Here is a 23,845-nt window from a genome sequence, read left to right as displayed (position 1 = left end):
CAGCCACGGCATCGCCACCGTCATCGACCCGACCACCGGTGAAATCCTCGCCGAACAAACCTTCGACATCACCCGCGACTACCAACGCCGTACACGCACACCAACCGTCAACCATGCCCCAACACACATGTAAACCATGCCCCAAGAGACCCTGTCAACCATGCCCCAAGACATATGTCAACCATGTCCCAAGACAATACAGGGCCCATTTTCGCCTGTTCGCGTACCGTCTATGCCCACGATCGTCGTTTATGTCCACGATGGGGGACTCATCTGGGGTTTGTCCGGGACCCATCTGGGATCCTTCCCCATCTGGGTTGGGCTCCCTTCCGATTCTCCGGGAAAAACAATCCATCGGACCGTCCCCTCGTCCTGAAATCACAAAGTGATTTCAGGACGACCCGGCTCGCCTCCGGCCCTGCAATCAAGGACCTCGCTCCGCTTGGACTCAACGCTGCCTTCGCTCGCCTATCGGCTCGCTCAGGCCGAACCTTGAGGACAGCCCACTGGGCTGTCCTCCCGTAAGGAAATCACAGAGTGATTTCCTTACGACTAGGTTCGGCCCACAACGTATGGAACGTGCCCGGCTCGTCGACGCGCTGGTAGGTGTGGGCGCCGAAGAAGTCGCGCTGGCCCTGGATGAGGGCGGCGGGCAGGCGCTTGGAGCGCAGGCCGTCGAAGTAGGACAGCGAGGAGGAGAACACCGGCACCGGGATGCCGAAGGTGACCGCGCGGGCCACGACGCGGCGCCACGAGCGCTCGGCCGTCTCGATCGCGTCCTTGAAGTACGGGGCGAACAGCAGGGAGACGTCGGCCTCGCCGGACTCAAACGCGTCGGAGATGCGGTTGAGGAACTTCGCGCGGATGATGCAGCCGCCGCGCCAGATGCGGGCCACGGCCGCCAGATCGATGTTCCAGTTGTATTCCTTCGCGGCGGCGGTGATCTCGTTGAAGCCCTGCGCGTAGGCGACGATCTTGGACGCGTACAGCGCCTCGCGGATGTCGTTGATGAACGCCTGACGCTCCTCGAGCGGCATCTCGACCGAACCGTTCGGCCCCTCGAAGTTCTGGCGCTGGGCCTCCTCGCGCAGCTCGCCCTGCGAGGACAGGCCACGGGCGAACACGGCCTCGCCGATGCCGGTGACCGGCACGGCCAGCTCGAGCGCCGTCTGCACGGTCCACGTGCCGGTGCCCTTCATGCCCGCGTGGTCCACGATCACGTCGACGAGCGGTTTGCCGGTCTTCTTGTCGACCTCGTGCAGCACCTCGGAGGTGATCTCGATCAGGTAGGAGTCCAGCTCGGTCTTGTTCCACTCCTCGAACACGTCGCCGATCTCGCCCGGCTCCATGCCGAGGCCGCGGCGCATCAGATCGTAGCTTTCGGCGATCAGCTGCATGTCGGAGTACTCGATGCCGTTGTGCACCATCTTGACGAAGTGGCCGGCGCCGTCCGAACCGATGTGCGTCACGCACGGCTCGCCCTCCGCCTTCGCGGAAATGGACTCGAGGATCGGCTTGAGGGTCTTCCACGACTCCTCGGTGCCGCCGGGCATCATGGACGGACCGAGCAGCGCGCCCTCCTCGCCGCCGGAGACGCCGCAGCCGACGAAGTGCAGGCCGCGGGCGCGGATCGCCTTCTCGCGCTTGATCGTGTCCTTGAAGTAGGAGTTGCCGGCGTCGACGATGATGTCGCCCGGCTCCATGAGATCGGCGAGATCGTTGATCATCTCGTCGGTCGGCGCGCCGGCCTTGACCATGATGATCGCGGTGCGCGGCTTGCTCAGCGAGTCGACGAACTCCTTGAGCGTCTTGGCCGGGAAGAACTGGCCCTCGTCACCGTGCTCGGCGATGAGCTTCTCGGTGCGCGAATAGTGGCGGTTGAACACGGCGACCTTGTTGCCGTGACGGGCGAGGTTGCGCGACAGGCTGGCGCCCATGGCGGCAAGACCGACGACTCCGACGTTTGCTTCAGCGGACATAACATTCCTTCCGAATAATGGCATACATATCCGCTCTTCAGTTTATAACCCCGCCCTCCCCTACGCCACGAGCCGTATCCGATAGCGGAATCGGCACGCAATCGACGCGGCGATCAACGGCAGCGTTTCCAATCGTCGTCAACGGCGTTAACGGTCACAACGTGAGACAGCATTGCTCGTATCCGGACGACGCTTCCTAGCATGTCGGGTAATCCGCAAAGCGGAATCCAAGCATCCGGCCCGGGCAGCAACCGCTCCGGATCAGACAAGCAGACAACACAAGCAAGAGAGAAGCATTCCCGTGGAAAACGTGAAGAAATTCGCCGATTGGCTGACCAAGTGGTTCACGCTGATCGTGATCGTGTGGGCCATCTTCAACTATTTCGTGCCGCAGACCTCGATCTGGGGCAAGGCGTACACCGGCTACCTGCTGGGCATCGTGCTGTTCGGCATGGGCCTGACGCTGACGCTTGACGACTTCAAGCGCATTCTCACCCAGCCGCTCATGGTGGTCGTCGGCACGGTCGCGCACTTCGTCATCATGCCGCTCATCGCCGTGCTGCTGTGCTGGATCTTCCATCTCGACGGCCCGCTGGCCGTCGGCGTGATCCTCGTCGGCTGCTGCCCGTCCGGCACCTCCTCGAACGTGATGAGCTACCTGTCGCGCGGCGACGTGGCGCTCGACGTGTCCATCGGCATTCTGTCGACCCTGTGCGCGCCGTTCATGATCCCGCTGCTCATGCAGTGGCTCGCCTCGCAGTACGTGGCCGTGCCGGTCGCCTCGCTGTTCCTCAACGCCGTCAAGGTCGTGCTCTTCCCGATCGCGCTCGGCGTGATCTGCCACATGATCTTCGGCAAGAAGATAGAAAAGGTGACGGTCGCGCTGCCGATCGTCTCCCAGGTCGCCATCCTGCTCATCATCGGCGTGGTCGTCGCCGCCAACGGCCCGAAGCTGTTCGTGGCCTCCTCGCTCATGGCCATCCCGGTCGTCATCCTGCACAACCTGTGCGGCTACGCGCTGGGCTTCGGCTTCTCCAAGCTCATGTACAAGGTGTATCCGAAGGGCTTCCGCTACGCGCAGCAGAAGGCCATCACCTTCGAGGTGGGCATGCAGGACTCCGCTCTGGGCGCGACCCTGGCACTGACCTCCTTCGCGTCCAACCCGATCGCGGCCGTGCCGTCCACGTTCTTCTCCGTGTGGCACAACATCTCCGGCTCCATCCTCTCCAGCTGGTGGCGCAACCACGATGACCGCCACGAGATCCACTGGGATTCCGACAACGGCGAGAAGGGTTCCGCCAAGAACGCGGACGCGTCCAGCGAGCACGCGTTCGATGCCGACAAGAAGGCCAAGGCCGCGGCCAAGTGATCTGATCCGCCGCATCGGCTTGCGCGTCTGCCAGTCGATTGATGGCCGGCGGACGACATACGTATAAGGCCGTAACCGAGACTGCATCCGTGCAGGATTCGGTTACGGCCTTTTGCGTGCCTCGTCACGAGCCGGAACCATGGTCCGATCACGCGGCTTGGCCGAACACAACGATGCGTGGCGGAAAAGGCTCGCTGGGCGGAGCCTTTTCCGCCACGCACTCCCATCGTCACAGCGTCTTGACGAACTCGCCCAGCCGGCGCAGGCCCTCGGCGAGCGCCTCGCGCGACGCGGCGTACGACAGGCGCACGTGCGTGTCGGCCGTGGCCGGCCCAAAGTCGCGTCCCGGCGTCAATGCCACGTGCGCTTCGTTCAGCGCACGTTCGCAGAACGTCCACGCGTCCAATCCGGTCGAGGAGACGTTGAAGTACGCGTAGAACGCGCCGTTCGGCTCCACTTCGAGCGGCAGACCGATCGCGCGCAGCCCGTCGACCACGATGCGCCGGCGCGCGAGCAGTTCCTGCCGCCGCTCCTCGCACACGGCAAGGCTTTCGGGCGTGAAGCACGCGACGGCCGCGTGCTGGGTGGGCGTGTGCGCACACAGATAGAAGTTGGTGGCCAGATCGTCCACCGCCTCGATCGTGTATTCGGGAATCACCGCCCAGCCGAGCCTCCAGCCGGTCATGCCGAAGAACTTGGAGAAACTGTTGCATACGATCGCGTCCGGGTCGGCAAGCAGCACCGAGCGCACTTCGCTGCCGTCCGCCTCGCGGTCGGCCAGATCGAGGTACGTTTCGTCGACGATGCGCCACGCGCCGCGTTCGCGCGCCAGATCGCACACGGCCTTGAGCGTGTCGAACTCGATCGTCGTGCCGGTCGGGTTCGACGGCGACGTGATCATCACGGCCTTGGTGCGCTCGCTCCACGCGCCGTCGACCAGTTCGGGAGTCAGGTGGAAGCGGGTCGCCGCGCTGGTCGGCACGTCCACGACGGCGCCGCCGAACGAGCGCACCAGTTCGCGGTTGCACGGATACGACGGATCGGCGATGATCACCTCGTCGCCCGGGTCGACGGTGAGCGCGGTCGCCAGCAGCAGCGCGGCCGAGCCGCCCGACGTGATCACGATGCGCTTCGGGTCGACGTCGACGCCGTGCTTGGTACGGTAGAAGTCGGCGATCGCGCGGCGCAGCTCGGGCAGGCCGAACGCGGCGGTGTACGGCAGCGGACGGCCGTCGTACTGTTCGCGCATTGCCTCGCGCACGGCCGGCGGCGCGCCGAAATCAGGCTCGCCCAGACTCAGCTTGACCACGTCGATGCCGTTCGCGATCATGTTGTCGGCCTTTTCGCCGAACACCATCGCGCGGAACGGCTGGGCTTCGCGGGCGCGCAGCGACATTCTCGCCGTCATGCGCGCGGCCGTCGTCATATCAGTCATGCTCATCATCTTCCTCTCGCCATCGTTCTGGCCGTCGCGAACGCGGCGCACGTCAGTACCGTCGGTGACCGTCACCGGCACCACCCTCGACGCAACCGTTCGCAGTGTCCTTGTCCGATCCCGATTCTACCGCCGGCAGTCCGTCCGCTCCCCCGCCGTTCCATCGTTGCGGCTTGACTCAGCATCGTCGTCGGCATCGTTCCCAGCAACATCCCCCGCACTGGTCGCCTCCGCGCCGTCATCGACTGTGTCAACTTCGTCCGCACCGGCATCGGCACGCGCGTCCTCCGTCCCTCCGACGATCTCGCGGTACAGCCGCTCAAGCCGCGCCTCGCGCGTCGCCTTGGCCAGTTCGCACTCCCACACGACGATCACCCGCCATCCTGCCGCACGCAGTTCGGCATGCTGCCGGATGTCGCGGTCGTGGTTGCGCGCCAGCTTCGCGCTCCAGAACTCGACGTTCGACTTCGGCATGGAATGTTTCGCACAGCCGTCGTGCATGTGCCAGAAGCAGCCATTGACGAATACGACTGCATGGTATTTCGGCAGCACCACGTCCGGATGCCCCGGATAGCGCCTGTCGTTCTTGCGGAAGCGCAGTCCGCGGCGGAACAGGTAGCTGCGCACGAGCACCTCGATCTTCGTGTTCTTGGACCGGATGCGCGACATGGTGTAGCTGCGGGTGCCGCGCGCGTACTTTTCCTGCCGAACCGGCTTTCCTGCGACCATGTGACACCATTATCGGCATGGCGGAGACGCCCCACGCCGGTGCGGTGCCCATCCCGCAGCAAGCTCCGCCGCGGAATTTAGAATGAGAGGGTTGTCGCACCGATATGCGACGGCCCGTCGGCGATCCGTCGACGATCCGTCGACGACCGTCGGGGAACGATCAAGAAACGATCAAGGAGGAACATGATGGGCAGGCTCAACGGAAGGCGCGCCGAAGCGCGGGAACAGGGTCTGAAGGTGAACGTGGCGATTCTCGGCGCGGGCCGGATCGCCATCCACATGGCCGAAACGCTCACGAACATGGCGGCGGACGAACGATACGCCGATCTGATCGCCCCGTATGCGGTCGCCGCGCGAGATGCCGACCGCGCGGCCGCGTTCGCCGCGCAACACGGGTTCCCCGTCTCGTACGGCTCGTACGAGGAGCTGCTGGCCGATCCGAACGTGGATCTGGTGTACATCGCCACACCCCACAGTCTGCACGCCGAGCAGGGCATCGCGTGCCTTGAGGCCGGCAAGAACATTCTGGTCGAGAAATCGTTCACGGCGAACGCCGCGCAGGCGCGCGACCTGCTCGCCGCGGCCGATCGCACCGGCCTGCTGTGCACGGAGGCGATCTGGACGCGCTACATGCCGTCGCGCGCGATGATCGACGGGATCGTCGCGTCCGGCCGCATCGGCGAAGTGCGCGCGATCAACGCGAACCTGTGTTATCCGGTGAGCGGCAAGGCGCGCATGACCGATCCGGCACTGGCCGGCGGCGCGCTGCTCGACGTCGGCGTGTATCCGCTCAACTTCATCGACATGGTGATGGGCGGCCACGGCGAGACGCCGATTACCCGCATCGACACGTCGATGATGCCGTATGAAACCGGCGTGGACGCGCAGAATGCGACGACGCTGTACTATGCCGGCGGCGCGAACGGCGGCGACGGTGCGAACGGCGAGGCTGCGTCCGTCACGTCCAACACGCCCGGCGTCATGGCCACGGCCGTCTCGTCGATGCTGTGCGCGTCGGACCGCGACGGCGTGATCTGGGGCACGGACGGCTACATCGTGTGCCGCAATATCAACAACGTCGAGGCGATTGACGTGTATGGCGCGGACCATGCGCTCGCCGAGCACATCGACGTGCCGGCGCAACTGACCGGCTACGAGTACGAGGTCGCCGCGGCCGCGAACGCGATTCTGGACGGCCGCGGCGAATGCGCGGAGATGCCCCACGCGGACACGCTGCGCATCATGGAGCTCATGGACGCGCTGCGCGCCCGCTGGGGCCTGCGCTACCCGTTCGAGTGAGTCCGCGACCCCGCCCGCGCGGCAACGGGCGTTTCGCGACGCGGCACGTCACTGCATTACCGCGTCAGGCTCTTCCGTCGTGTCAGCTTTCGGCCACCGCCTGAATCGCGACCGCGCCGACGAAGTTGACCGGCTGGCTGAAGTTCGGCTGGAAGAACAGGTCCGCGCCGGCCAGATCGTCGATCGTGAACCCGGCCTGAATCGCCACGGACACGACGTTCGCGGCCTGCGAGATGTCGTGCTTGGACAGGAACTGCGCGCCGAGGATGCGCCGCGTGTTCGGATCCCACACGAGCGTGGCCGTCACCGGCGTGGTGGTGAGCATGAAGTCCGGGCGGTAGTCCTGCACGAGCGTGGTGGAGCGCGCGGTCAGGCCGCGGCGTTCCGCGCCGCCCAGCGTGAGTCCGGTCGCGGACATGGCCAGATCGTACAGCTGCACTGCGCTGGTCGCCTGTGTGCCAAGGTAGCGCTTGGTCGGCGCGACGATGTTCTCGCCGACGAGCAGGCCCTGGCGCACGGCGTTCGTGGCGAGCGGAATGTAGTCGTCCTTGCCGGTCGGATTGTAGTGCACGGTCGCGCTGTCGCCGGCCGCGAACACGTCGTTGAGCACCGTGCCGTCCGACAGCGAGGCGCGCATGTAGTCGTCCACGATGATCGCGCCGTTGCCGATCGTGGCGAGCTGGTCGGCGAACAGCGCGGTGTTCGGGCGGAATCCCGCGCCGAGGATCGCCACGTCGGCCGTGTACTCGCCCCGCTCGGTGACGACGGTCACGCCGGAACCGTCCACGCTGTCCGAACCGACGGCCGGGCGGAACGCGACGACCTTCTGCCCGAGCGCAAGCGTCACGCCGTGATCGGCGAACGCCTGCTCGACCTGATCGCTGATCGCGGCGTCGAAGTTGTTCGCGAGCACGCGCGGCAGGGCGTCGACCAGCGTGGTCGTGACGCCGATGTCGCTGAACTGTTCGGCCAGTTCCGCGCCGATGTAGCCGGCGCCGATCACGACCGCGCTTTTCGCGCTCTTGGCGCGCTCCTTGATCGCGAGCGCATGTCCCCAGTTCTTGCACAGCATGACCGTGCCGTTTTCGAGCGCCGAGTCGAGACCGTCGATCGGCGGGATCACGGGTGCGGAACCGGTGGTGACGACCAGTTTGTCGAACGTGTAGTCCGTGGTTTCGCCGGTTTCGAGATCTTTGGCGGTGAGCGTCTTGCCGGTGACGTCGACGCCCAGCACATCGTGGCGCATGTGCATGGTCGCGCCGGCTTCGGCGAGCGCGGCGGGCGACGAGTAGAACATGCGCTTGGGATCGGAGACGTGGTCGCCGACCCACAGCGCGATGCCGCACGAGAGGAACGACAGCGAATCGTTGCGCTCGAAGACGTGCACGGTCCAGTCGGGATGATGCTGGAGGATGGACGTGGCGGCGAACGTGCCGGCATGCGTGCAGCCGACGATGGCGACGGTGGTCATGGGAAGCGCTCCTTTGCTTCGGTTCAGGCGGTTGAGGCGACATTGTCAATCCACCATTGTGCCATTGATCCGCGGATGGCCATGCACGCGGCGAGTTTACGGCGCTTCGGCGTGTCACCACGGCGCACCGAAGCGGCAGTACTCCCCGCCTTGCCCCTTTGCTATTAAATGTGCAGAGTAAATGCAGACTGTGATGGGTTAATGATGGGTTGCGGTGTTTATGATGGGTTACACCAGAATGCAAGAAACCCCGCAGGCCTTGGAATCCTTGGCCTGCGGGGTTATCCGTGGTGGCTCCGAGCGGCATCGATCCGCTGACCTAACGATTTTCAGTCGTTCGCTCTACCAACTGAGCTACAGAGCCAGAGAACAGTTGAAAAAGCCCGGAAAACCGGGCAGATTCACCATTCCAGCGACCCCGGCCGGACTTGAACCGGTGACCTCCGCCGTGACAGGGCGGCGCTCTAACCAACTGAGCTACGGGGCCGTGTTGTTCTCGCTTGCGTGAGGCAACGAGTAGATATATTACATGATCTCAGCCTCCGCGCAAATTACGGCGTGTCGCGCTATTTTCCAACGGTTTGAGCACTTACAGCCGTACAAGCCCGGCCGGAATCATCAGTCAATTCTCCCCATCCCCATTCGTCCGTTCATCGTCGCGCCCGCATCCGGCACGATCAGCACGTCCACGCCGCAGCAGGCACGTCAATCAGTTCGATCGCATCCCCGCCGCTCGCACCGAACGACGCACGATGATCGCCAACGTTCCCATTCTCAAGGTCAGGACGTTTGCCGTACTTGCGCAGGTAGTCTTCCATGTAATCGTCCAGATCGTCCCACGCGTAGCACCGACCGTCCAGCTCGGCCGCACAGTCGGTCGTCACGTCGCCGTAGCCACCGTTGTCATCGGCATAGCCGTAGCCGTCGCGGTCGTAGTTGGTGACGGCGTAATCCATGACCTGACCGAACGCGATCACCGCGATCACGATGACGATCGTCAGCAGCATGGTGTTGATCGCGCCGACCACGGTACCGGCGATGGCCAGCCCGCGGCCTTTTTCGCGGCTCCTGTTGATCTGCACGAGCGCGATGATCGACAGTACGAGACCGACTGGCGGGAACGGAAACGCCAGCACGAACCCGACGATGCTCAGAATGTTCCAGCGCTCGTACGACGGTTCGTCATACGCCGGATACCAGCCTTGCGCCGGTTGAGTATACGGCGACTGCTCATATTGCGGCGACTGGCCGTATGACTGCCCGTATTGTTGCCCGTATTGCGGTGTCTGGCTATACGCCTGACCATATGCCGGCTGCCCGAACGACTGACGTCCGTATTGCGATTGCGTATTCTGCGACTGACTGTATTGCCGCGGACCATAGGGCTGCCGTTCATGCGACGACATTCCCGGCTGCTGCCCGAACGATTGCGCTCCATATGCCGGCTGCTGCCCGAACGACTGAGGTGACTGGGATAGCGCCGGCGTCTGCGCATAGCCGTTCGAAGAGCCATTATTGTCGGAGCTGTCGGTTCCATTGCCGTACGGCGTCTGCGGCGATGCATTGTTCTCACTCATGGTTTCAGCTTAGACTCCCGTAGCCCCCACGTTTCTTAACCCACCAAGTTCTTATAGCCCCAATTCCTGCCACAACCCTCATTGCGTTTGAATCAAATACAGGTACCAAACGGGTACCAAAACGCGGGCCAGATGCCTGTGCCCGAGAAACGAAGAAGCGCCAAAACCTGAGGTTTCGGCGCTTCTTGTTTAGTACCCCCAGAGAGGGGGATACGGCCCAGCGTCGTACAGGTCCATCTCCACCACTCCGGGGGCAAATAAATTTACCTTCATTACTTACAAAATCAATCATAGCAACGGTTCCCGCTTTCTTCCAATAGACACGCAAGCAGTGTTGCTCCTTATCGTCATCTTCATGCGGCTGATGGTCGAAACGACCTGTGACGAGTGATCGAATCAGCCTAAACCTCAATGATTGCAAGGCCTAAGGCACTAGAGGTGCATTTTTAGGTGCAATGGCTCACTGAGAGCGTATTCGGCCACTTGGTGGCATTTTTGGTGGCATTTTTCCGAGGCCGTTATGCCATGCCATCGATCTTGGATTCAGCACAAGGAGCATCATCATGTCCGCAAGGACGAAGAAGGACAGTATGGGGCCGTCGCCGGGACGGCGGAGCAGGTTCGGCACCGTGACGCCGCGCTACGATACCGCAGGCAATCTCGTCGCCTGGCAGGTGCGGTACCCGGACCCGAAACGACCGGGCAAGAAGGTCCAGCGTCAGTTCAAGCCGGACATGGAGCACGAGGCGCACCAGTGGCTCGAAGAGGAACGGCATCTGGTGGAACTGGATCGCAAGAACATCCAGGAATGGGTCCATCCGTCAGAACGCCGCCGCAGGAAGCGCGCGAACCTGATCTCGTTCGAGGATTACGTGACCCGGTGGGCGGAAGGATACCGGCTGCCGAACGGCGAGAGGATAGCCGGCGGCACGCGCCGGAACCTGTATCTCGACATCGCGCACTTCATGCCGGGCTTCAAGGGCAAGCTCCTGACCGAGATCACGCCGAAGGACATCAAACGCTGGTACGACGCGCCGCACCCTGAGGGGCAATGGGCGTTCCGCCGCTCATGCATGCGCCTGAAGGCGGCGTTCGCCAGCGCCACGAAGATGAGTATGGACGGCTCCCCGCCGCTGATCCGCGACAACCCGTTCATCCTGCCCATACCACCCGCGCCACGATCCGCCAGGGAGGACGTTCCACCGGTCACGCCGCTGGAACTCAAGCTGATCGCGGAGAACATGCCCGACTACACGAGACTGGCGGTGATACTCGCCACGCTCGTCGGAGGCCTCCGTTGCGGCGAGCTGTGCGGCCTGCAGATCAAGGACATCGACCTGAAGGCCAAACGCCTGACCGTGCGACATTCCGTCAACAGGGGCTATGCGGATCGCGGTTCGACACGCATCGCCAGGACCAAGACCGACTCCAGCCGGCGCACCGTGCCCATCCCCGACGGGCTCGTGCCCCTGATTCACGACCACCTGCTCAGGCACTGCGAATGGACGGACCCGGAAGCCATGGTCTTCCGCCCCAGACGAGCCTCGGTGATGAGCCAGACCACTTTGGAGGCCCAGTTCCGCAAAGCCAGGGAGAAAGCCGGCCGCCCCGACCTGACCTTCCAATCCCTGAGGGCGAGTCACGCGACACTGCTCATGCTCAAGGGCGGCACCCTGCGGGAAGTCATGGACGAACTCGGTCACGTCAGCGAGAAGGTCGCCATCAAGCACTACCAGCGCATCGTCGCCCGACACCGCAACCAGATCGTCAACCAACTCGCCGAAGACTTCATCAAAGCAGCGCAATGACCACATGCAGACGAATACGGATTGAGACGCCCTGTTGCCCTGTGTATACAGAACTATTCCCAATCTGGAATAGTTCTGTATACAATAGGAATATGGCTATCAGAACGAATCGGACGCTGCTCACACGGCGGGAAGCCGCCCGTAGACTCGGAGTGAGCGAGCGACGGGTCAGCGCGCTTCGCGCTGCTGGCCGGCTTGAATCTCTTTCCGTGGGAGGCGGCTCGCTGATTACGGAGGATTCCGTACGTCGCCAAGCACAGTGGCAGGGTGCGGATGGGCGTCCTTATTCACCAGACATGGCGTTCGGGGCGCTATACATGCTCAGCGGGCTCGACGCGCCATGGCTGGGCCGACAGCAGCGATACCGGCTCAGGGGATACCTGAGGCAGATGGATGCGGAGAATCTGACCCGTCTCGCGCGCAGGCGTGCGACGACGGTCGAATACTGGTGCAGGGACTCCAACCTCGACAAGGTCGAAACCCTCATCCGTCCCTCCGCCGCCACCGGAGCATTGGCCGCCTCGTTCCAATTGACCGCCACAGACGTGGTGGAAGGCTACGTCACCGCCGATGCTCTGAACGACGCCATTCGGCAATGCCGGTTGAAGCAAGGCGCGACTCCGGTCCGGGTACGGCTCCACGTCGCCGACGATCTTCCCGCCGGCGAGGGGCCGATGCCTCTCGGCGTATGCGCGGCCGACCTGGCTGAATCCAACGACCCGAGAGAACGCCGCGCCGGCATGGAAACCCTTCAACAGCTGATCGACGAATATCATCGCAAGGAGCACCAGGCATGATTCCGACAATCCGCATCCCCAACACGGGCCATCCGTGGAATACCGTGTACGCGGTAGCCGCGGCGAACATCCCGGAATCATGGCTGCTTACGGGCGGGCTCATGGTCCAGCTGCACGCCATCATGGGCGGATTGACAGCACGACCCACCACCGACGCCGACCTGCTCGCCGACCTCATGGCGGATCGACGCGGCATCGCCAGACTGCGCGGCATTCTCACCTCTCGCGGGTTCGAGACGCAGCCGGGCACGCTGACCGGATACACGACCCGCATGATCGCGCCGAACGGCGACGTCGTGGACCTGCTGGTCGCCGATCACCTTCCCAAGTTCCTTGGGGCTGACGCGACCATCGCCGGCACACCGGTGCTATCCATGCCGGGCGGCGCGCAGGCAGTGGAACGCAGCATGCAGGTCCAACTCATCGATGACAAGGACGGCGCCGAAGTCGTGGTTCGCATCCCGGACCTGCTCGGCGCGCTGATACTCAAGAGCGCGGCCTACAGCGCCGACCACGCCGGCTACGGTGACCGTCACCTCTATGATGCAGCCATGCTCGCATCCCTCATCCCGGATCCCGATGCGGAGCTCGCACGCTTGCACAGCGGCACCGACCGCAAACGCATCAGACTCCTGCACGACAAGCTCATCGAGGATTCCCCGTACTGGGACAACCTCGATGAATCACACCGTCAAGACGGGCTCGACACTATTGAAACGCTCTCCACATGGTAATTGTCGGCAATTCCTTTTCTTGCAGATCCAGTTGTACCTTGCGAAAACCTTCAGATGAACGCGCCGTCTCGCATGGTGAGGGTGGTGTCGCATTGGGCTGCGACTCGTGGGTCGTGGGTGGCGAGGACGAGTGTGGCGCCTTGTTTGCATTGCGCGAGGAGCATGGTCATGATGGTGTCGGCGGTGTGCGTGTCGAGTGCCGCGGTGGGTTCGTCGGCGATGATGATGGCGGGGTGCATCACGGTCGCCCTGGCGATGGCGATGCGTTGCCTTTCGCCGCCGGACAGTTGCCCGGGCATGCGTCGCGCCTTGCTGGCGAGGCCGACCTGTTCCAGTGCGGCCGTGGCGCGTTGCCGGCGTTCGGCGCGTCCGATCCTGGGTTTCGCGTATTCCATGGGGATGGCGACGTTGGCCCATGCCGGTTCGTCTTCGAGGATCGCGTAGTCCTGCGGGATGAAGCCGAACATGCGGTTGCGCCATGCGGACCGGTCCTTGTCGTTTTCCGGCGCCGGGCGTCCTTGCAGGAGCAGGGAGCCGGAGGTGGGTTTCATGGACAGTCCGATCATGCGCAGCAGGGTGGATTTGCCGCATCCGGACGGTCCCATGATGGCGATCGACTCCCCGGCCGAGGCGTGCAGGGATATGTCGTGCACGGCGAGGAGCTGCGCCTGCCCGTCCGTGTATCGTTTGGTCAGGTTTCTGGCGTCTATGGTCGTCTGTGGCATGGTCGGTGCTTCTTTCATTGGATGTGTGTGGTTGCGCGTCGTGCGGCGATCGTCCAGACCAGGGCCGCCATGGCGAGGATGACGGCGATCATCGTCCGGGATGCGGTGGCCACCGGTTCCCCTATCAGCTGGAAGCATGCCAGCACCACGGCGGCGGGCAGCAGCATGATGAGGATGAGTCCGGCGACGCGGATCGCCTCGTCCGCGGCGGTGGCGCCGTAGAGCCGGCGGACGAGCATCGCCGGCCGCTCCCGTGCGAGGGTCACGGACAATGATTGGATGATCACGATGACGGTGAGCGCGAGGAAGGCGGACAGTCCGAGCAGGTACATCAGCGCGCGCACGATGAGATCCCTGTCGCGTTGGGGCTGCTCCGTGTTCAGCCGGTGCGGCACGAGTATCAGGCCGGCGTCGCGGCTTCCCGTGATGAAACCGTCGAGCTGGGTTCGGGATGGGTTGAACATGACCGTTTTGGTCACCGCCTCTTCGAGTTCGATGTCGTTGAGCCGGTTCAGCGAACTCGGGTTGAGTCGGATGACGATGGTCCGGTCCAGGTTGATGCCGGCGGTGTTCGGGTCGAATATGGCCGCCGAGGCCGGCAGCGTGCCGGTTACCCTGACGTCGGTGCCGGCGATATGCACACTGTCGGGCGCCTGCGCCCGGTCCACCCGGTAGCCGATGGACGCGCAGGGCGCGTGGGAGCACAGGCCCAGACGGGGGAACACGTCATCGACGTTGCCCATCAGGACGATGGCCGGTATGCCGTTGGCGAAATCGGGATCGTCGATCTCGACGTTGTTGACGATCGCGGTGTACGCCCTGCCCTGCTCCAGCATGTCCCGCAAACTATCCGTCACCTTGGGGTCCGTCTTGCTCGGGGACTGCAGGAGGTATTGCGGGGAGAACGTGACCGCGTCGACGGCCCGCAGACGAGCCTCGCCGCTGATCACGCTGGATTCGGTCAGCACATCGCTGAGCGTCATCGTGAACACGCTTCCCGCGAAGACGACGAGCAGCGTGATGCCGAGAATCGATCCCCATCGCCTCAATCCCATGCGGACGCCGGTCATCAGTTCATGGATCATCGTTCCACCTCGTCATTCGATCGTATGCCGAGCCATTCAGCCAACGCCGTCACAAGCGCCGTCAGGACCGTGCCGCTGATAAAAGCTGCGGCGAACGCGGCCGCCGGGCCGATGCCGGTCCTGCCCGACACCACGGTGATGAGCACGGCGCTCAACACCGTTCCTGCCAGCACGCCGGCCACGATCGGGACAACGGCCTCACGCACCCGGCCCGCCCACACCTGCCTGCCAGTGGCGCCGAACAGCCGTCTGACATGCAGGTCGGCCTTCCTCGCCGTCTCCATCGTCATGACGCACACGCAGGCGCAGACCAACGCCAGTACCAGAAACAGCAAGGTGATGCCCACGAAGGAATCACCGGCAAGGGACGACCACAACGACTGCGCCTGCGGTTGGGTCACGTCCATGCCGCAGCGCGCGAACAGGTCCGAGATCTCCCGGAGCCGCTGCGGGTCGCTCGTGTTCACATACACGCTGCCGGGAAACAAGGGAACCGCCCCCAACGGGAGCACATACTGCAGGTTGCCGCCGACGTTCGCCCCCGGAACCCTGACGACACCGCCGACGGAAAACCCGGCGGGCAATAGCGGTGCATCCCCATGCTCACGCCATTGCCCGGCCGAGAACGACGACTCGATCACACAGGCCACGCGACTGTTCATGTTCCGGCATTCTTGCGGAAGCGCATCGGCCCATCCGATGGAGGCCCCCGACGACTGGAACACGATCGCCGGCCAACCGTCCCCCACGGAACCCTCCAACAGGGAAATACCGTGACCGGAAAGATACTCGGCCAGATCACGCGTCGCCTCAAGATTCTTTCCGTCGTCGTGCCCGGCATCCGCCGACGCGGTCAGCACCAGTTGCGTCTTCGCGTCGAACATGCCCCATTGCGATCCACGCCAATCAAGAACGCTCCAGTACACAGCCCAGGCAAGAAACGAAGACAACATCCCCAACAGCAACGATATTGCGCAAATGGATGTAGAAAAAAACTTTAGATGACGGGTAATTTTTAGCATTCCGTATCTTTCCAATCACGGTATTTCTAGATGGGTGCAATAAGAAATGCGTCAGAAGTATTCAACACCCCAGTAATAGTGCGTGACGTACTTATCGCCCCACAATACGGAATCCCAGACGGAGTCCGTCCTGCTTCGAACCTGAGTGTCTCCTGAATAGGAAGCGGCTGATGTATACAGTCGTCCGGTATCCAAGCTGGGGCCGGCCTGTCGGGTGAAACGCTGATATCCGCGACGCGCGTGACGCCCGCCATCATTATAGGAAGCCTGAATCTGTACGTAGCCATTCACCTTGATGCCGCCAATGCTGCTTTCCCATGTGCGTCCATAATTCGGACCGCCGGCAAAAGCGGTAGAAGGCAATGCGATGCCAGCGATACCCAGAATTGCCGCAAGGACAATTGCCGTAAATTTCTTTCGAACAATCATGATTACTCCTTTGTTGGAAATTTGGAATGTGTAAAGACATGCGTAAAAAAACTAGATGATAATTACTTTCCTTTCTGCTAGATGCCGAAGTCTTATGGCTTCGTCTTGCAAGATCCAGTCTTCTACCCCAGCGAGATAGAAACAATCAGAGAAGGAGTTATTGACATCTAGAGATGACTCGCAATACGTCAATCGGAGAAGGGGAAAGCTACAACTAGCTGCTTCTATAGCCAACCTAATACTGATTATGTTTGTTTTTGTCATCTCAAGATGACAAAAACAAACAACGGCTCTTTCAGCATATTCACTTACACTGTTCCTTGGTTTCAATCTCCCCACAAGGCGCACGCAGGGTGCGCCTTTTCGCGATCGAGGGAGATCAATATGCCGAAAATCAGGCATTCCCATGGAAACCATCCGCAGAAGCCGCCGCGAAGCAAGTGGGGAACCGTGCTGGCCCGTTATGACAGAACCGGCATGCTAATCGCATGGCAGGTTCGATATCCGAATCCATTAGAACCCGGCAAACGCGTCCAACGCCAGTTCAAGCCGGATCAGGAGCTCGAAGCCCGTAGATGGCTGGAAGCCGAAAAGTACCTTGTCAGCCTCCATCGTAACGGCATCGCCGAATGGGTTCATCCAACAGAACGAAGCCGACGAAAAGCCGTCGTGGAAAAGAGCCAGACACAACGCAATATGTTGTTCCGCGACTATGTGATGCGATGGGCCGAGGAATACCGGCTGCCCGACGGCAATGGCATCGCCGGTGGCACGCGTCGCAATCTTTATCTGGACATTGGCCATTTTCTGCCAAGTCTTGGAGACCTGCCGCTTAACGAGATCACTCCGTCCATCATCAAGGCTTGGTATGATGCGCCTCACCCGGAAGGCCGGTGGGCATTCCGACGCTCATGCATGCGGCTGAAGGCGGTACTTGAGTCAGCCACACGTGGCGGATTGGATGGTTCGGAGCCATTGCTGTCCTTCAATCCCTTCATATTCCATATTCCGCCAGCGCCACAGCCCGCCCGCATCAACGTGCCGCCGGTGACTCCTTCCGAATTGATCCTGCTGGCGAATGCCATGCCCGATTACACCAGACTGTCCGTATTCCTCTCGACTTTAGTGGGTGGTCTGCGATGTGGCGAACTATGTGGGCTGCAGGTGCAAGACATCGATCTGAACAGGCAGATACTTCACGTCCGGCATTCCGTGAATCGCGGTGACGCTGACAGAGGGGATCTCCAATTCGGTAAGACGAAAACGGAATCCAGCATCAGGAACGTACACATCCCGGATACGCTGATTTCTCTTATTCGACAGCACCTTTCTGATTACTGCGATCTGACCCGACCGGATTCGCCGGTGTTCGTGCCCAAACGTGCAAGAATCATGTCCCAGACAACGCTGGACGGCCAGTTCGCCAAAGCCCGGTTGAAAGCAGGACGCCCTGATCTGACATTCCAAGCATTACGAGCCAGCCATGCAACATTACTCATGATTCAGGGTGGAACGTTGCGGGAAGTCATGAATCAATTGGGACACGTCAGTGAGAAGGTTGCCATCCGGTACTACCAGCTCACCGTCGCCTCACATCAGAGTCAAGTGGTTGACGAGCTTGCCGAATCATTTATGAGCGGTATCCAGCGGCGTGAATTCTAGACCAAAGTGATGCACCATCGCGATACGTGACTCACCTTCGTATAGGAAATGCCGTGAGGGATCTGAATCTGGTCCCTCACGGCATTTCGGTATCTGACTGGTCGAAGTCTCACAATCGCAGCATCAGACGGATTGGAAGCGCAGATAGTCCGTTAACTCCCACACCGTATCTTGCAGCCGACGGAGTTCGGAGTCTCGGCTGAGAGTACGCCATTGCGCCGCATACGCCTCCATCCAGATCTCCAATGCTTCGGCAATGTTCGCCGCTTCGTCATGCTGAATCGCCTCACCCGATTGCACAGTGCCAATGACCCCGGTCTCGGACGCGAGTCGGAGGCCAACTCGGTTCAGAAGTCGCTGCCCCTCGATGGCTACGCGAAATGCAGCGGCATCCCCGTTGGTCCAAGGTCCTGAGGTCGCGGCGATTGCGGAGATTCGACGGGCACTGGTCTGTAGAAGGTGATCTGCGGTTTCGCCGAGCGTGACGTGATGTTTCAGATAGCGGAACAGCATCCGTCGGGATTCCGCAAGTGACGGTGCCCGGCTTCCGTCCTGAAGGGCGCGGACCACGTCGTCCGGTCGTTCGTCTTCCGGCAGCAGTCCTGGGATGGTTTGCAGGACCCCGGTGTTGACGCCGCCCCGTCCGTCATCAAGTTCCAGCCATGTGATCAGATGGTTCCATTCGAAGCTGGCCGCATGACTGGCATGGGTGAGGATATCAAGCAGTTCGCCGCTGGCGTCGCGGTATTCGAGTCGGGAGATGCGGCGGAGCATGTCGGCCTCGTCGGGGATGCGTCCGGGGTTCCATGCCTCCTGCGCGCCGATGATCATTCCGGGGATGGCCATGCGCGGGTCGTTGACGTGGCCGAGGTCGCCCCAGTCGGTGACGAGCATGCCCTGCGCGCCGTATTGCGTGCCGTAGCGGGCCATGCGGGTGATGTTGTTCCAGGCGTCGTCGATGCGCGGCAGGAGCGCGTTCCAGCACCATACGGCGGGGCATACGATCTGCGTGGCGCCGGATCGGGCGACGGTGCGGATCTTCTCGTCGGTGACTTGCGGGTCGTACTGCCAGTTGAGCAGGGTGACGGTTTCGGGAAGTCTATTCAGGATTTCGGGGTGTTCGAGGGCGATGTCGCCCCACATCATCGGCTGCTTGCCTTGGGTTTCGAGGTGGCGGCACAGGCGGGTGACGTAGTCGGCGTACATGGCGGCGACCCCGACCTTCTCAGCGAGGGTTTTGGAGCGGCCTTTGCCGAGGTCGAAGGTCTCGTCGGCGCAGATGTTGAATTTGTCCGAGCGGAACAATTGCAGGTAGTCGTCGATGAGCTTCGTGGACAGGGTGAAGGCGCGGTCGTCGCTGATGTTCAACGTGTGGTGGCGCATGCGGTCGATGAACCCGAACGGCTCGTCGGCGCTCTCGGGGAATTCGCCGAGGTCGCGCAGGCTTTGCGTGCGCAGGGCCATGTAGAGGTGGCCGAACGTGGAGACGGACGGCACGAGCTCCAGCCCGCGTTCGGCGCAGTAGTCGTCGAATTCGAGGATGTCGCGCGGGGCGAGAGGGCTGGCGCCGCGCCAGGTCTCGCTCATCCCGTCGAAGCGGAAGGTGTGTTCGACGTAGAGCTGGAGCTGGTTGTACTTGTAGAGGCAGAGTTTGTCGGCCCAGGTCTTGAGCCAGTCGAGGGTGGGGACGCGCCCGCGGGTGACGTCGAGATAGTAGCCGCGCGTTTCGAAGGCGGGCTGGTCCTCGATGTGCAGGCAGGGCAGGGCGGCGCCGCATTGGCGGATGAGCTGGCGCAGGGTCTGCACGCCGTTGCGCACGCCCTCGAAGTCCGCGCCCGTGACGGTCACGCCGTCCTTGGCGATGTCGAGCGTGTACGCGCCGGACGGACGCGCATGGAGATCGTCCGGCGTCGTCAATGTGATGAATCCAGGCCAACGGTCACCCGTGGCGATGTCCCATTCCAATCCCGTAACCGCACGAATGTCGTCGGCAAGTTGTGTTGCGAGTACCTGCCGTTCGTCTCCGAACGCACGTGGCTCGTTGACTCGGCCGCACATCGGCAGCAGTGAGACGCCCGCCTTGTGTTGTACGGTCTGCGGCTTGGGAATGATGGTCCATCCCTTCAGGGTTGCTTGATCGCTCATGGAAGTCCTTTCTCAGTGGTTCACCTTTGATTGCGGTATATTGCGTTTTGGGTTCCGAGATGACGCGCGGCGCCGGAACCACTCGCGGAAATGGTCCCGGCGCCGCACGCATTGTTCATCGCTCCGTTTGTGTTATTTGACGGCTCCAGTGGTGACGCCCTTCATGATGTTGCGTTGAATGATCATGAAGAAGATCACGACGGGCAGGGAGAAGATGACGGATGCGGCCATCTGTCCGCCGAAGTCGGTGCCCATGGTGGGCGTGGAGAACGAGGAGAGCCATACGGGCAGCGTGTACTTGGACTGGTCCTTCATGAACGTGTAGGCGGTCATGTAGTCGTTCCAGGCGTTGATGAACGCGAACACGGACGTGGACACGATGCCGGGCGCGGCCAGGGGGAAGGTGATCTTCCACAGGATCTGCCAGTCGTTGGCTCCCTCGACGGCCGCGGACTCGAAGATGTCCTTCGGGATGTTCAGGAAGAAGCCGCGCATGTTCCAGATCGCGAACGGCAGGACCATGGCGATGTACGCGAGGATCAGGCCGCTGTACTTGTTGAGCAGGCCGAACTGGTTGAAGATGATGAACTGCGGGATGATGCCGCCCGAGGTCATCTGGATGGCCAGCACGAACACCATGATCGCCTTGCGGCCGCGGAACCGGTAGAGGGTCAGGGCCGCGCACGCGAAGAACGCGAGGACGATCGACAGGACGATCGACACGGCGGTCACGATCACGCTGTTCTTCAGGTTCGTCAGAAACGAGGTCTGGGTGACGGCCACCATGAAGTTGTCGATCGACAGCTTCGCGGGCCAGAACACGGGAGTGGCGGTCATGATCTGGTTGCGCGGCTTGATCGACGTGACGAACATCCAGTAGACCGGGAAGATCCACACGATGCAGAACGCGACGGCCAATACGATCGTGCCGATGCGGCGCAGCTCGGCCGATGCGCTGCGCTTGGCGCGCGGCGCGATGCCGTGGTTTGCGGTTGCCCTATTCATGGTCACAGGTCCTCCCCGGATTTGAGCAGGTAGCGGATGTACACGCTCGTCAGGGCGAGCAGGATGAGCGTGACCAGCACGCTCGCGGCGGCGCCGGTGCCGATGTCGAACGACACGAACGCCTTCTTGTAGGTGAAGATGCCGATCGTCGCGGTCGTCTCGCGGGGTCCTCCCTGGGAGACGAGCCAGATCTGGTTGAACACGTTGAAGTCCCAGATCACCGACAGCATCGTGATGACCATCAGGCTCGGCTTGATCAGCGGCACGGTGATCTGCCAGTAGCAGCGCAGCTTCGAACAGCCGTCCAATTGGGCCGCCTCAAGGCAGGACTTGTCCACCTGCGTGGTCGCCGCGTACAGGTTGATCGCGATGTACGGGACGGCCTGCCAGACGACCAGCAGCCAGATCTCCAGGAACGCGAGCCACGTGTTGTCGGTCCACGACAGGTTCGTCACGTCGCCGAACAGCCGGGTCTGGGTCAGCAGCCAGTTGACCACGCCGTACCCCGGCTGGAACAGCCACTTCCACACCACCGACGAGGCGACGTTCGGCATGGCCCATGCGAAGATCAGCACGAACGTGACCAGCCAGCGCATCACCGGCCCCAGCTTGGTCATCAGCTGGGCCACGCCCATGCCGATCAGCACGCTGCCGGCCACGAGGGCGGCCGCGAACCCGAACGTGCGGGCCAGCGACTTGTAGAACTCCGGGTCGGCCAGCACGTTCTCGTACTGGTCGAACCCGACGATGTTGAACGAGCCCGTGAACAGGGTCTTCTGGTTGAAGTCCGTGAACGACGTGAAGACCAGGAAGACCAACGGCACCACGACCAGCGCGACGATGATCACGCCGGCGGGCGTCAGCAGCCACAGGGGCGTCAGATTGCGACGCCGCTTCACCACGGGGACGGCGGCAGCCGTCGATTGCGCATTGCTCATCACGCTTCCCCTACTTCTTCGCGTACAGGGAGTCCGCATGCTCGTCGAACGACTTGGCCGCGGCCTTGGCCGTGGTCGCGCCGGTGGCGATGTCGCCGAAGCAGTTCAGGGAGCTGTCGTTCTCGATGGTCAGCCATTGCGGGGACGCCGGTGTGGCCTTGGTGTCCTTCGCCGATTCGAAGAAGCCGGTCAGGTAGGACGGGAAGTCCGCGGACTTCATGACCTCGTCGAGGCCTTCGACGTAGTTGGGCATCCATCCGTCCTTGGCGAACACGTAGTCCTTCTGGATCTCGGGGCTCGCGGCGATCTTGATCCACTTGAGCGCCAGCTCCTGACGCTTGCTCTTCTGCGCAACGCCCCACACCGAACCGGCCATCATCGCCGGCTGGAGCTTGCCGCTGGCGCCGGGCATGGGGAACGATCCCAGATCGTCGGTCGTGAGGTCGGGGTTGTACTGCTGGATGGTGCGGATGCCGGCGCTGTTGTTCAGGATCGCACCGGTCTTGCCTTCGGCCAGCAGCTGGCTGAAGTCGGGGTTGCCGGTGTCCAGCGAGCGGGATGCCTCGGAGGACCACTTGTGCTGGAATTCCAGCCATTGGTCGATGCCCTTGAGTGACTTGTCGCTCGACAGGGTGCTCTTCCAGGTTCCGTCCGACTGCTGTTCGGCGAAGTCGCCGCCGGCATCCCAGATCCACCGTGCCGCCGACTTCCAGTCACGCCCCGGCATATAGAACGGGGAGAAGTCCTTGTCGGTGTTCGCGTCCCGGAGCTTCTGGAGATCGGTCTCAAGCTCCTCGTACGTGCTCGGAGGATTGTCGATTCCGGCCGCGGACCACATCTTCTTGTTGTAGATCACGGCGCCGGCGGCTCCCAGCGCGGGGATGCCATACAGTCTGCCGTCGATGGTGGCGGGCTCCTCAAGGCCGGACAGCCAGGTGTGCCCCTGCCTCATGTCGTCGGCCTTGTCCGTCAGATCCAAAAGGCCGCCGCTCACGGCGAACCCTGCGACCTGCGTGTTGCCCAGATCGATCACGTCCGGCGGCGTGTCCGTGAACAGCGCGGTCGTCACCTTCGTATTGATATCGGCCCACACCTGGGTCTGCACATCGACCTTGACGCCCGTCTCCTTGGTGAACCGCTCGTTGATCGCCTTGATGGTGTCCTCGCTCTGGTCGCCCTGCATGATCCACACCGTCAGCTTGCCACCTGCGGACGCATCCTGCTGCGAGCCGCCGGACGGGGCTCCCATCGAGCATCCCGACAGGGTGAGCGCCGACGCGGCCGCCAAGGCGATGGCCGCTGAAATCCTCTTCGTTCTCATGATGGTTTCCTTTTCCTGGAATGCCTGCCCGACGCCGTCGTTCGGAGGAATGGCGCGACGTGCCGCTGCGCACGACGGTCCCGGGTCCGTATCCGCCCGCGCTGCCATGCGCGGGCGATGCCGCTACGGACGCCGTTGCCGACGTCCGTAGCGATACCGAGGAACATGACGCCACACCACTTCTGGGCATCGCGCCGCAGCAAGACCGGATATTTTGTTAGCAAGCCTTGCGTAATTCCTGTAGTTGGTTTCAACCTCCTTGAAAGCCAAGGATATGACGCCTTAACCTTTTTTGCAAGTCAGTCGAACAAAATA

The 23,845-nt window shown here is 62.4% G+C and carries 18 protein-coding genes, 2 tRNA genes and 1 pseudogene; 6 read left to right on the top strand and 15 right to left on the bottom strand.

Annotation, left to right across the window (positions count from 1 at the left end):
• Positions 1-530 precede the first annotated feature (530 nt).
• Positions 531-1,979, bottom strand: a complete 1,449-nt coding sequence (gene gndA, locus KIH79_RS08125) for an NADP-dependent phosphogluconate dehydrogenase (RefSeq protein ID WP_219058921.1) — start codon at positions 1,977-1,979, stop codon at positions 531-533.
• Between the two features lie 301 nt (positions 1,980-2,280).
• Between gndA and KIH79_RS08120 the strand changes: the two genes are divergently transcribed.
• Positions 2,281-3,348 carry a bile acid:sodium symporter family protein gene (locus tag KIH79_RS08120; protein ID WP_219058920.1) on the top strand — a complete coding sequence of 356 codons (1,068 nt, stop codon included), beginning with the start codon at positions 2,281-2,283 and terminating at the stop codon, positions 3,346-3,348.
• A gap of 229 nt (positions 3,349-3,577) precedes the next feature.
• On the opposite strand, the gene KIH79_RS08115 is transcribed toward KIH79_RS08120, so the two are convergent.
• Both KIH79_RS08115 and KIH79_RS08110 read right to left on the bottom strand, forming a co-directional pair.
• Complete coding sequence (locus KIH79_RS08115) at positions 3,578-4,744, bottom strand: pyridoxal phosphate-dependent aminotransferase (protein WP_219058924.1); 1,167 nt, start codon at positions 4,742-4,744, stop codon at positions 3,578-3,580.
• Positions 4,745-5,062: 318 nt separating this feature from the next.
• Positions 5,063-5,512, bottom strand: a pseudogene (locus KIH79_RS08110) (very short patch repair endonuclease); the annotation flags it as partial.
• A 186-nt stretch (positions 5,513-5,698) separates the two neighbouring features.
• Between KIH79_RS08110 and KIH79_RS08105 the strand changes: the two are divergent.
• Positions 5,699-6,811, top strand: a complete 1,113-nt coding sequence (locus KIH79_RS08105) for a Gfo/Idh/MocA family protein (RefSeq protein ID WP_219058918.1) — start codon at positions 5,699-5,701, stop codon at positions 6,809-6,811.
• Between the two features lie 82 nt (positions 6,812-6,893).
• Here KIH79_RS08105 and KIH79_RS08100 read toward each other — a convergent pair whose 3' ends face one another.
• From KIH79_RS08100 to KIH79_RS08085, 4 genes are all read right to left on the bottom strand, one after another.
• On the bottom strand, positions 6,894-8,282 hold the full coding sequence (locus KIH79_RS08100; RefSeq protein WP_219058917.1) for an FAD-dependent oxidoreductase: 1,389 nt from the start codon (positions 8,280-8,282) through the stop codon (positions 6,894-6,896).
• A gap of 288 nt (positions 8,283-8,570) precedes the next feature.
• Positions 8,571-8,646: transfer RNA gene (locus KIH79_RS08095), tRNA-Phe, on the bottom strand.
• Between the two features lie 49 nt (positions 8,647-8,695).
• Positions 8,696-8,769 (bottom strand) — tRNA-Asp (locus KIH79_RS08090).
• A 190-nt stretch (positions 8,770-8,959) separates the two neighbouring features.
• Entirely contained in the window at positions 8,960-9,859 is a 900-nt protein-coding gene (locus tag KIH79_RS08085) for a DUF4190 domain-containing protein (RefSeq protein ID WP_219058916.1), read from the bottom strand.
• A gap of 563 nt (positions 9,860-10,422) precedes the next feature.
• On the opposite strand from KIH79_RS08085, the gene KIH79_RS08080 reads away from it, so the two are divergent.
• The 3 genes from KIH79_RS08080 (at position 10,423) to KIH79_RS12890 (ending at position 13,198) form a co-directional block, all read left to right on the top strand.
• The gene (locus KIH79_RS08080; RefSeq protein WP_094667163.1) at positions 10,423-11,667 is read left to right on the top strand and encodes a tyrosine-type recombinase/integrase; all 1,245 of its coding nucleotides are present in this window, start codon (positions 10,423-10,425) and stop codon (positions 11,665-11,667) included.
• 317 nt (positions 11,668-11,984) lie between these two features.
• Entirely contained in the window at positions 11,985-12,464 is a 480-nt protein-coding gene (locus tag KIH79_RS08075; protein ID WP_236023719.1) for a hypothetical protein, read from the top strand.
• Positions 12,461-13,198: a hypothetical protein gene (locus KIH79_RS12890; protein ID WP_223847562.1), complete on the top strand. Its 738-nt coding sequence runs from the start codon at positions 12,461-12,463 to the stop codon at positions 13,196-13,198. The genes KIH79_RS08075 and KIH79_RS12890 overlap by 4 nt, the downstream gene beginning before the upstream one ends.
• A gap of 50 nt (positions 13,199-13,248) precedes the next feature.
• On the opposite strand, the gene KIH79_RS08065 is transcribed toward KIH79_RS12890, so the two are convergent.
• The 4 genes from KIH79_RS08065 to KIH79_RS08050 all read right to left on the bottom strand — a co-directional run bounded on the left by KIH79_RS08065 (position 13,249) and on the right by KIH79_RS08050 (position 16,459).
• Positions 13,249-13,923, bottom strand: coding sequence for an ABC transporter ATP-binding protein (locus tag KIH79_RS08065; protein ID WP_219058915.1), 675 nt, complete (start codon positions 13,921-13,923; stop codon positions 13,249-13,251).
• 14 nt (positions 13,924-13,937) lie between these two features.
• Positions 13,938-15,008: a hypothetical protein gene (locus tag KIH79_RS08060; RefSeq protein WP_219058914.1), complete on the bottom strand. Its 1,071-nt coding sequence runs from the start codon at positions 15,006-15,008 to the stop codon at positions 13,938-13,940.
• Positions 15,005-15,892, bottom strand: a complete 888-nt coding sequence (locus KIH79_RS08055; protein ID WP_094667166.1) for an FtsX-like permease family protein — start codon at positions 15,890-15,892, stop codon at positions 15,005-15,007. Before KIH79_RS08055 ends, KIH79_RS08060 begins: the two co-directional genes overlap by 4 nt.
• A 189-nt stretch (positions 15,893-16,081) precedes the next feature.
• Entirely contained in the window at positions 16,082-16,459 is a 378-nt protein-coding gene (locus KIH79_RS08050) for a hypothetical protein (RefSeq protein WP_094667167.1), read from the bottom strand.
• A 384-nt stretch (positions 16,460-16,843) separates the two neighbouring features.
• On the opposite strand from KIH79_RS08050, the gene KIH79_RS08045 reads away from it, so the two are divergent.
• Entirely contained in the window at positions 16,844-18,121 is a 1,278-nt protein-coding gene (locus KIH79_RS08045) for a tyrosine-type recombinase/integrase (protein WP_094667168.1), read from the top strand.
• A gap of 123 nt (positions 18,122-18,244) precedes the next feature.
• Here KIH79_RS08045 and KIH79_RS08040 read toward each other — a convergent pair whose 3' ends face one another.
• The 4 genes from KIH79_RS08040 to KIH79_RS08025 all read right to left on the bottom strand — a co-directional run bounded on the left by KIH79_RS08040 (position 18,245) and on the right by KIH79_RS08025 (position 23,530).
• A complete protein-coding gene (locus tag KIH79_RS08040; RefSeq protein WP_219058913.1) occupies positions 18,245-20,266 on the bottom strand; it encodes a beta-N-acetylhexosaminidase in 2,022 nt (673 codons plus the stop codon).
• 132 nt (positions 20,267-20,398) lie between these two features.
• Complete coding sequence (locus tag KIH79_RS08035) at positions 20,399-21,271, bottom strand: carbohydrate ABC transporter permease (RefSeq protein ID WP_109056370.1); 873 nt, start codon at positions 21,269-21,271, stop codon at positions 20,399-20,401.
• 2 nt (positions 21,272-21,273) lie between these two features.
• Positions 21,274-22,209, bottom strand: coding sequence for a carbohydrate ABC transporter permease (locus KIH79_RS08030; protein WP_170114959.1), 936 nt, complete (start codon positions 22,207-22,209; stop codon positions 21,274-21,276).
• A gap of 10 nt (positions 22,210-22,219) precedes the next feature.
• Positions 22,220-23,530, bottom strand: coding sequence for a sugar ABC transporter substrate-binding protein (locus KIH79_RS08025; protein WP_219058912.1), 1,311 nt, complete (start codon positions 23,528-23,530; stop codon positions 22,220-22,222).
• Positions 23,531-23,845 lie beyond the last annotated feature (315 nt).

This window comes from Bifidobacterium miconis, assembly GCF_019331735.1.
Lineage (GTDB): Bacteria > Actinomycetota > Actinomycetes > Actinomycetales > Bifidobacteriaceae > Bifidobacterium > Bifidobacterium miconis.
Note: the sequence above shows the minus strand (reverse complement) of the source record. Positions and strands in the feature narration are given on the sequence as shown.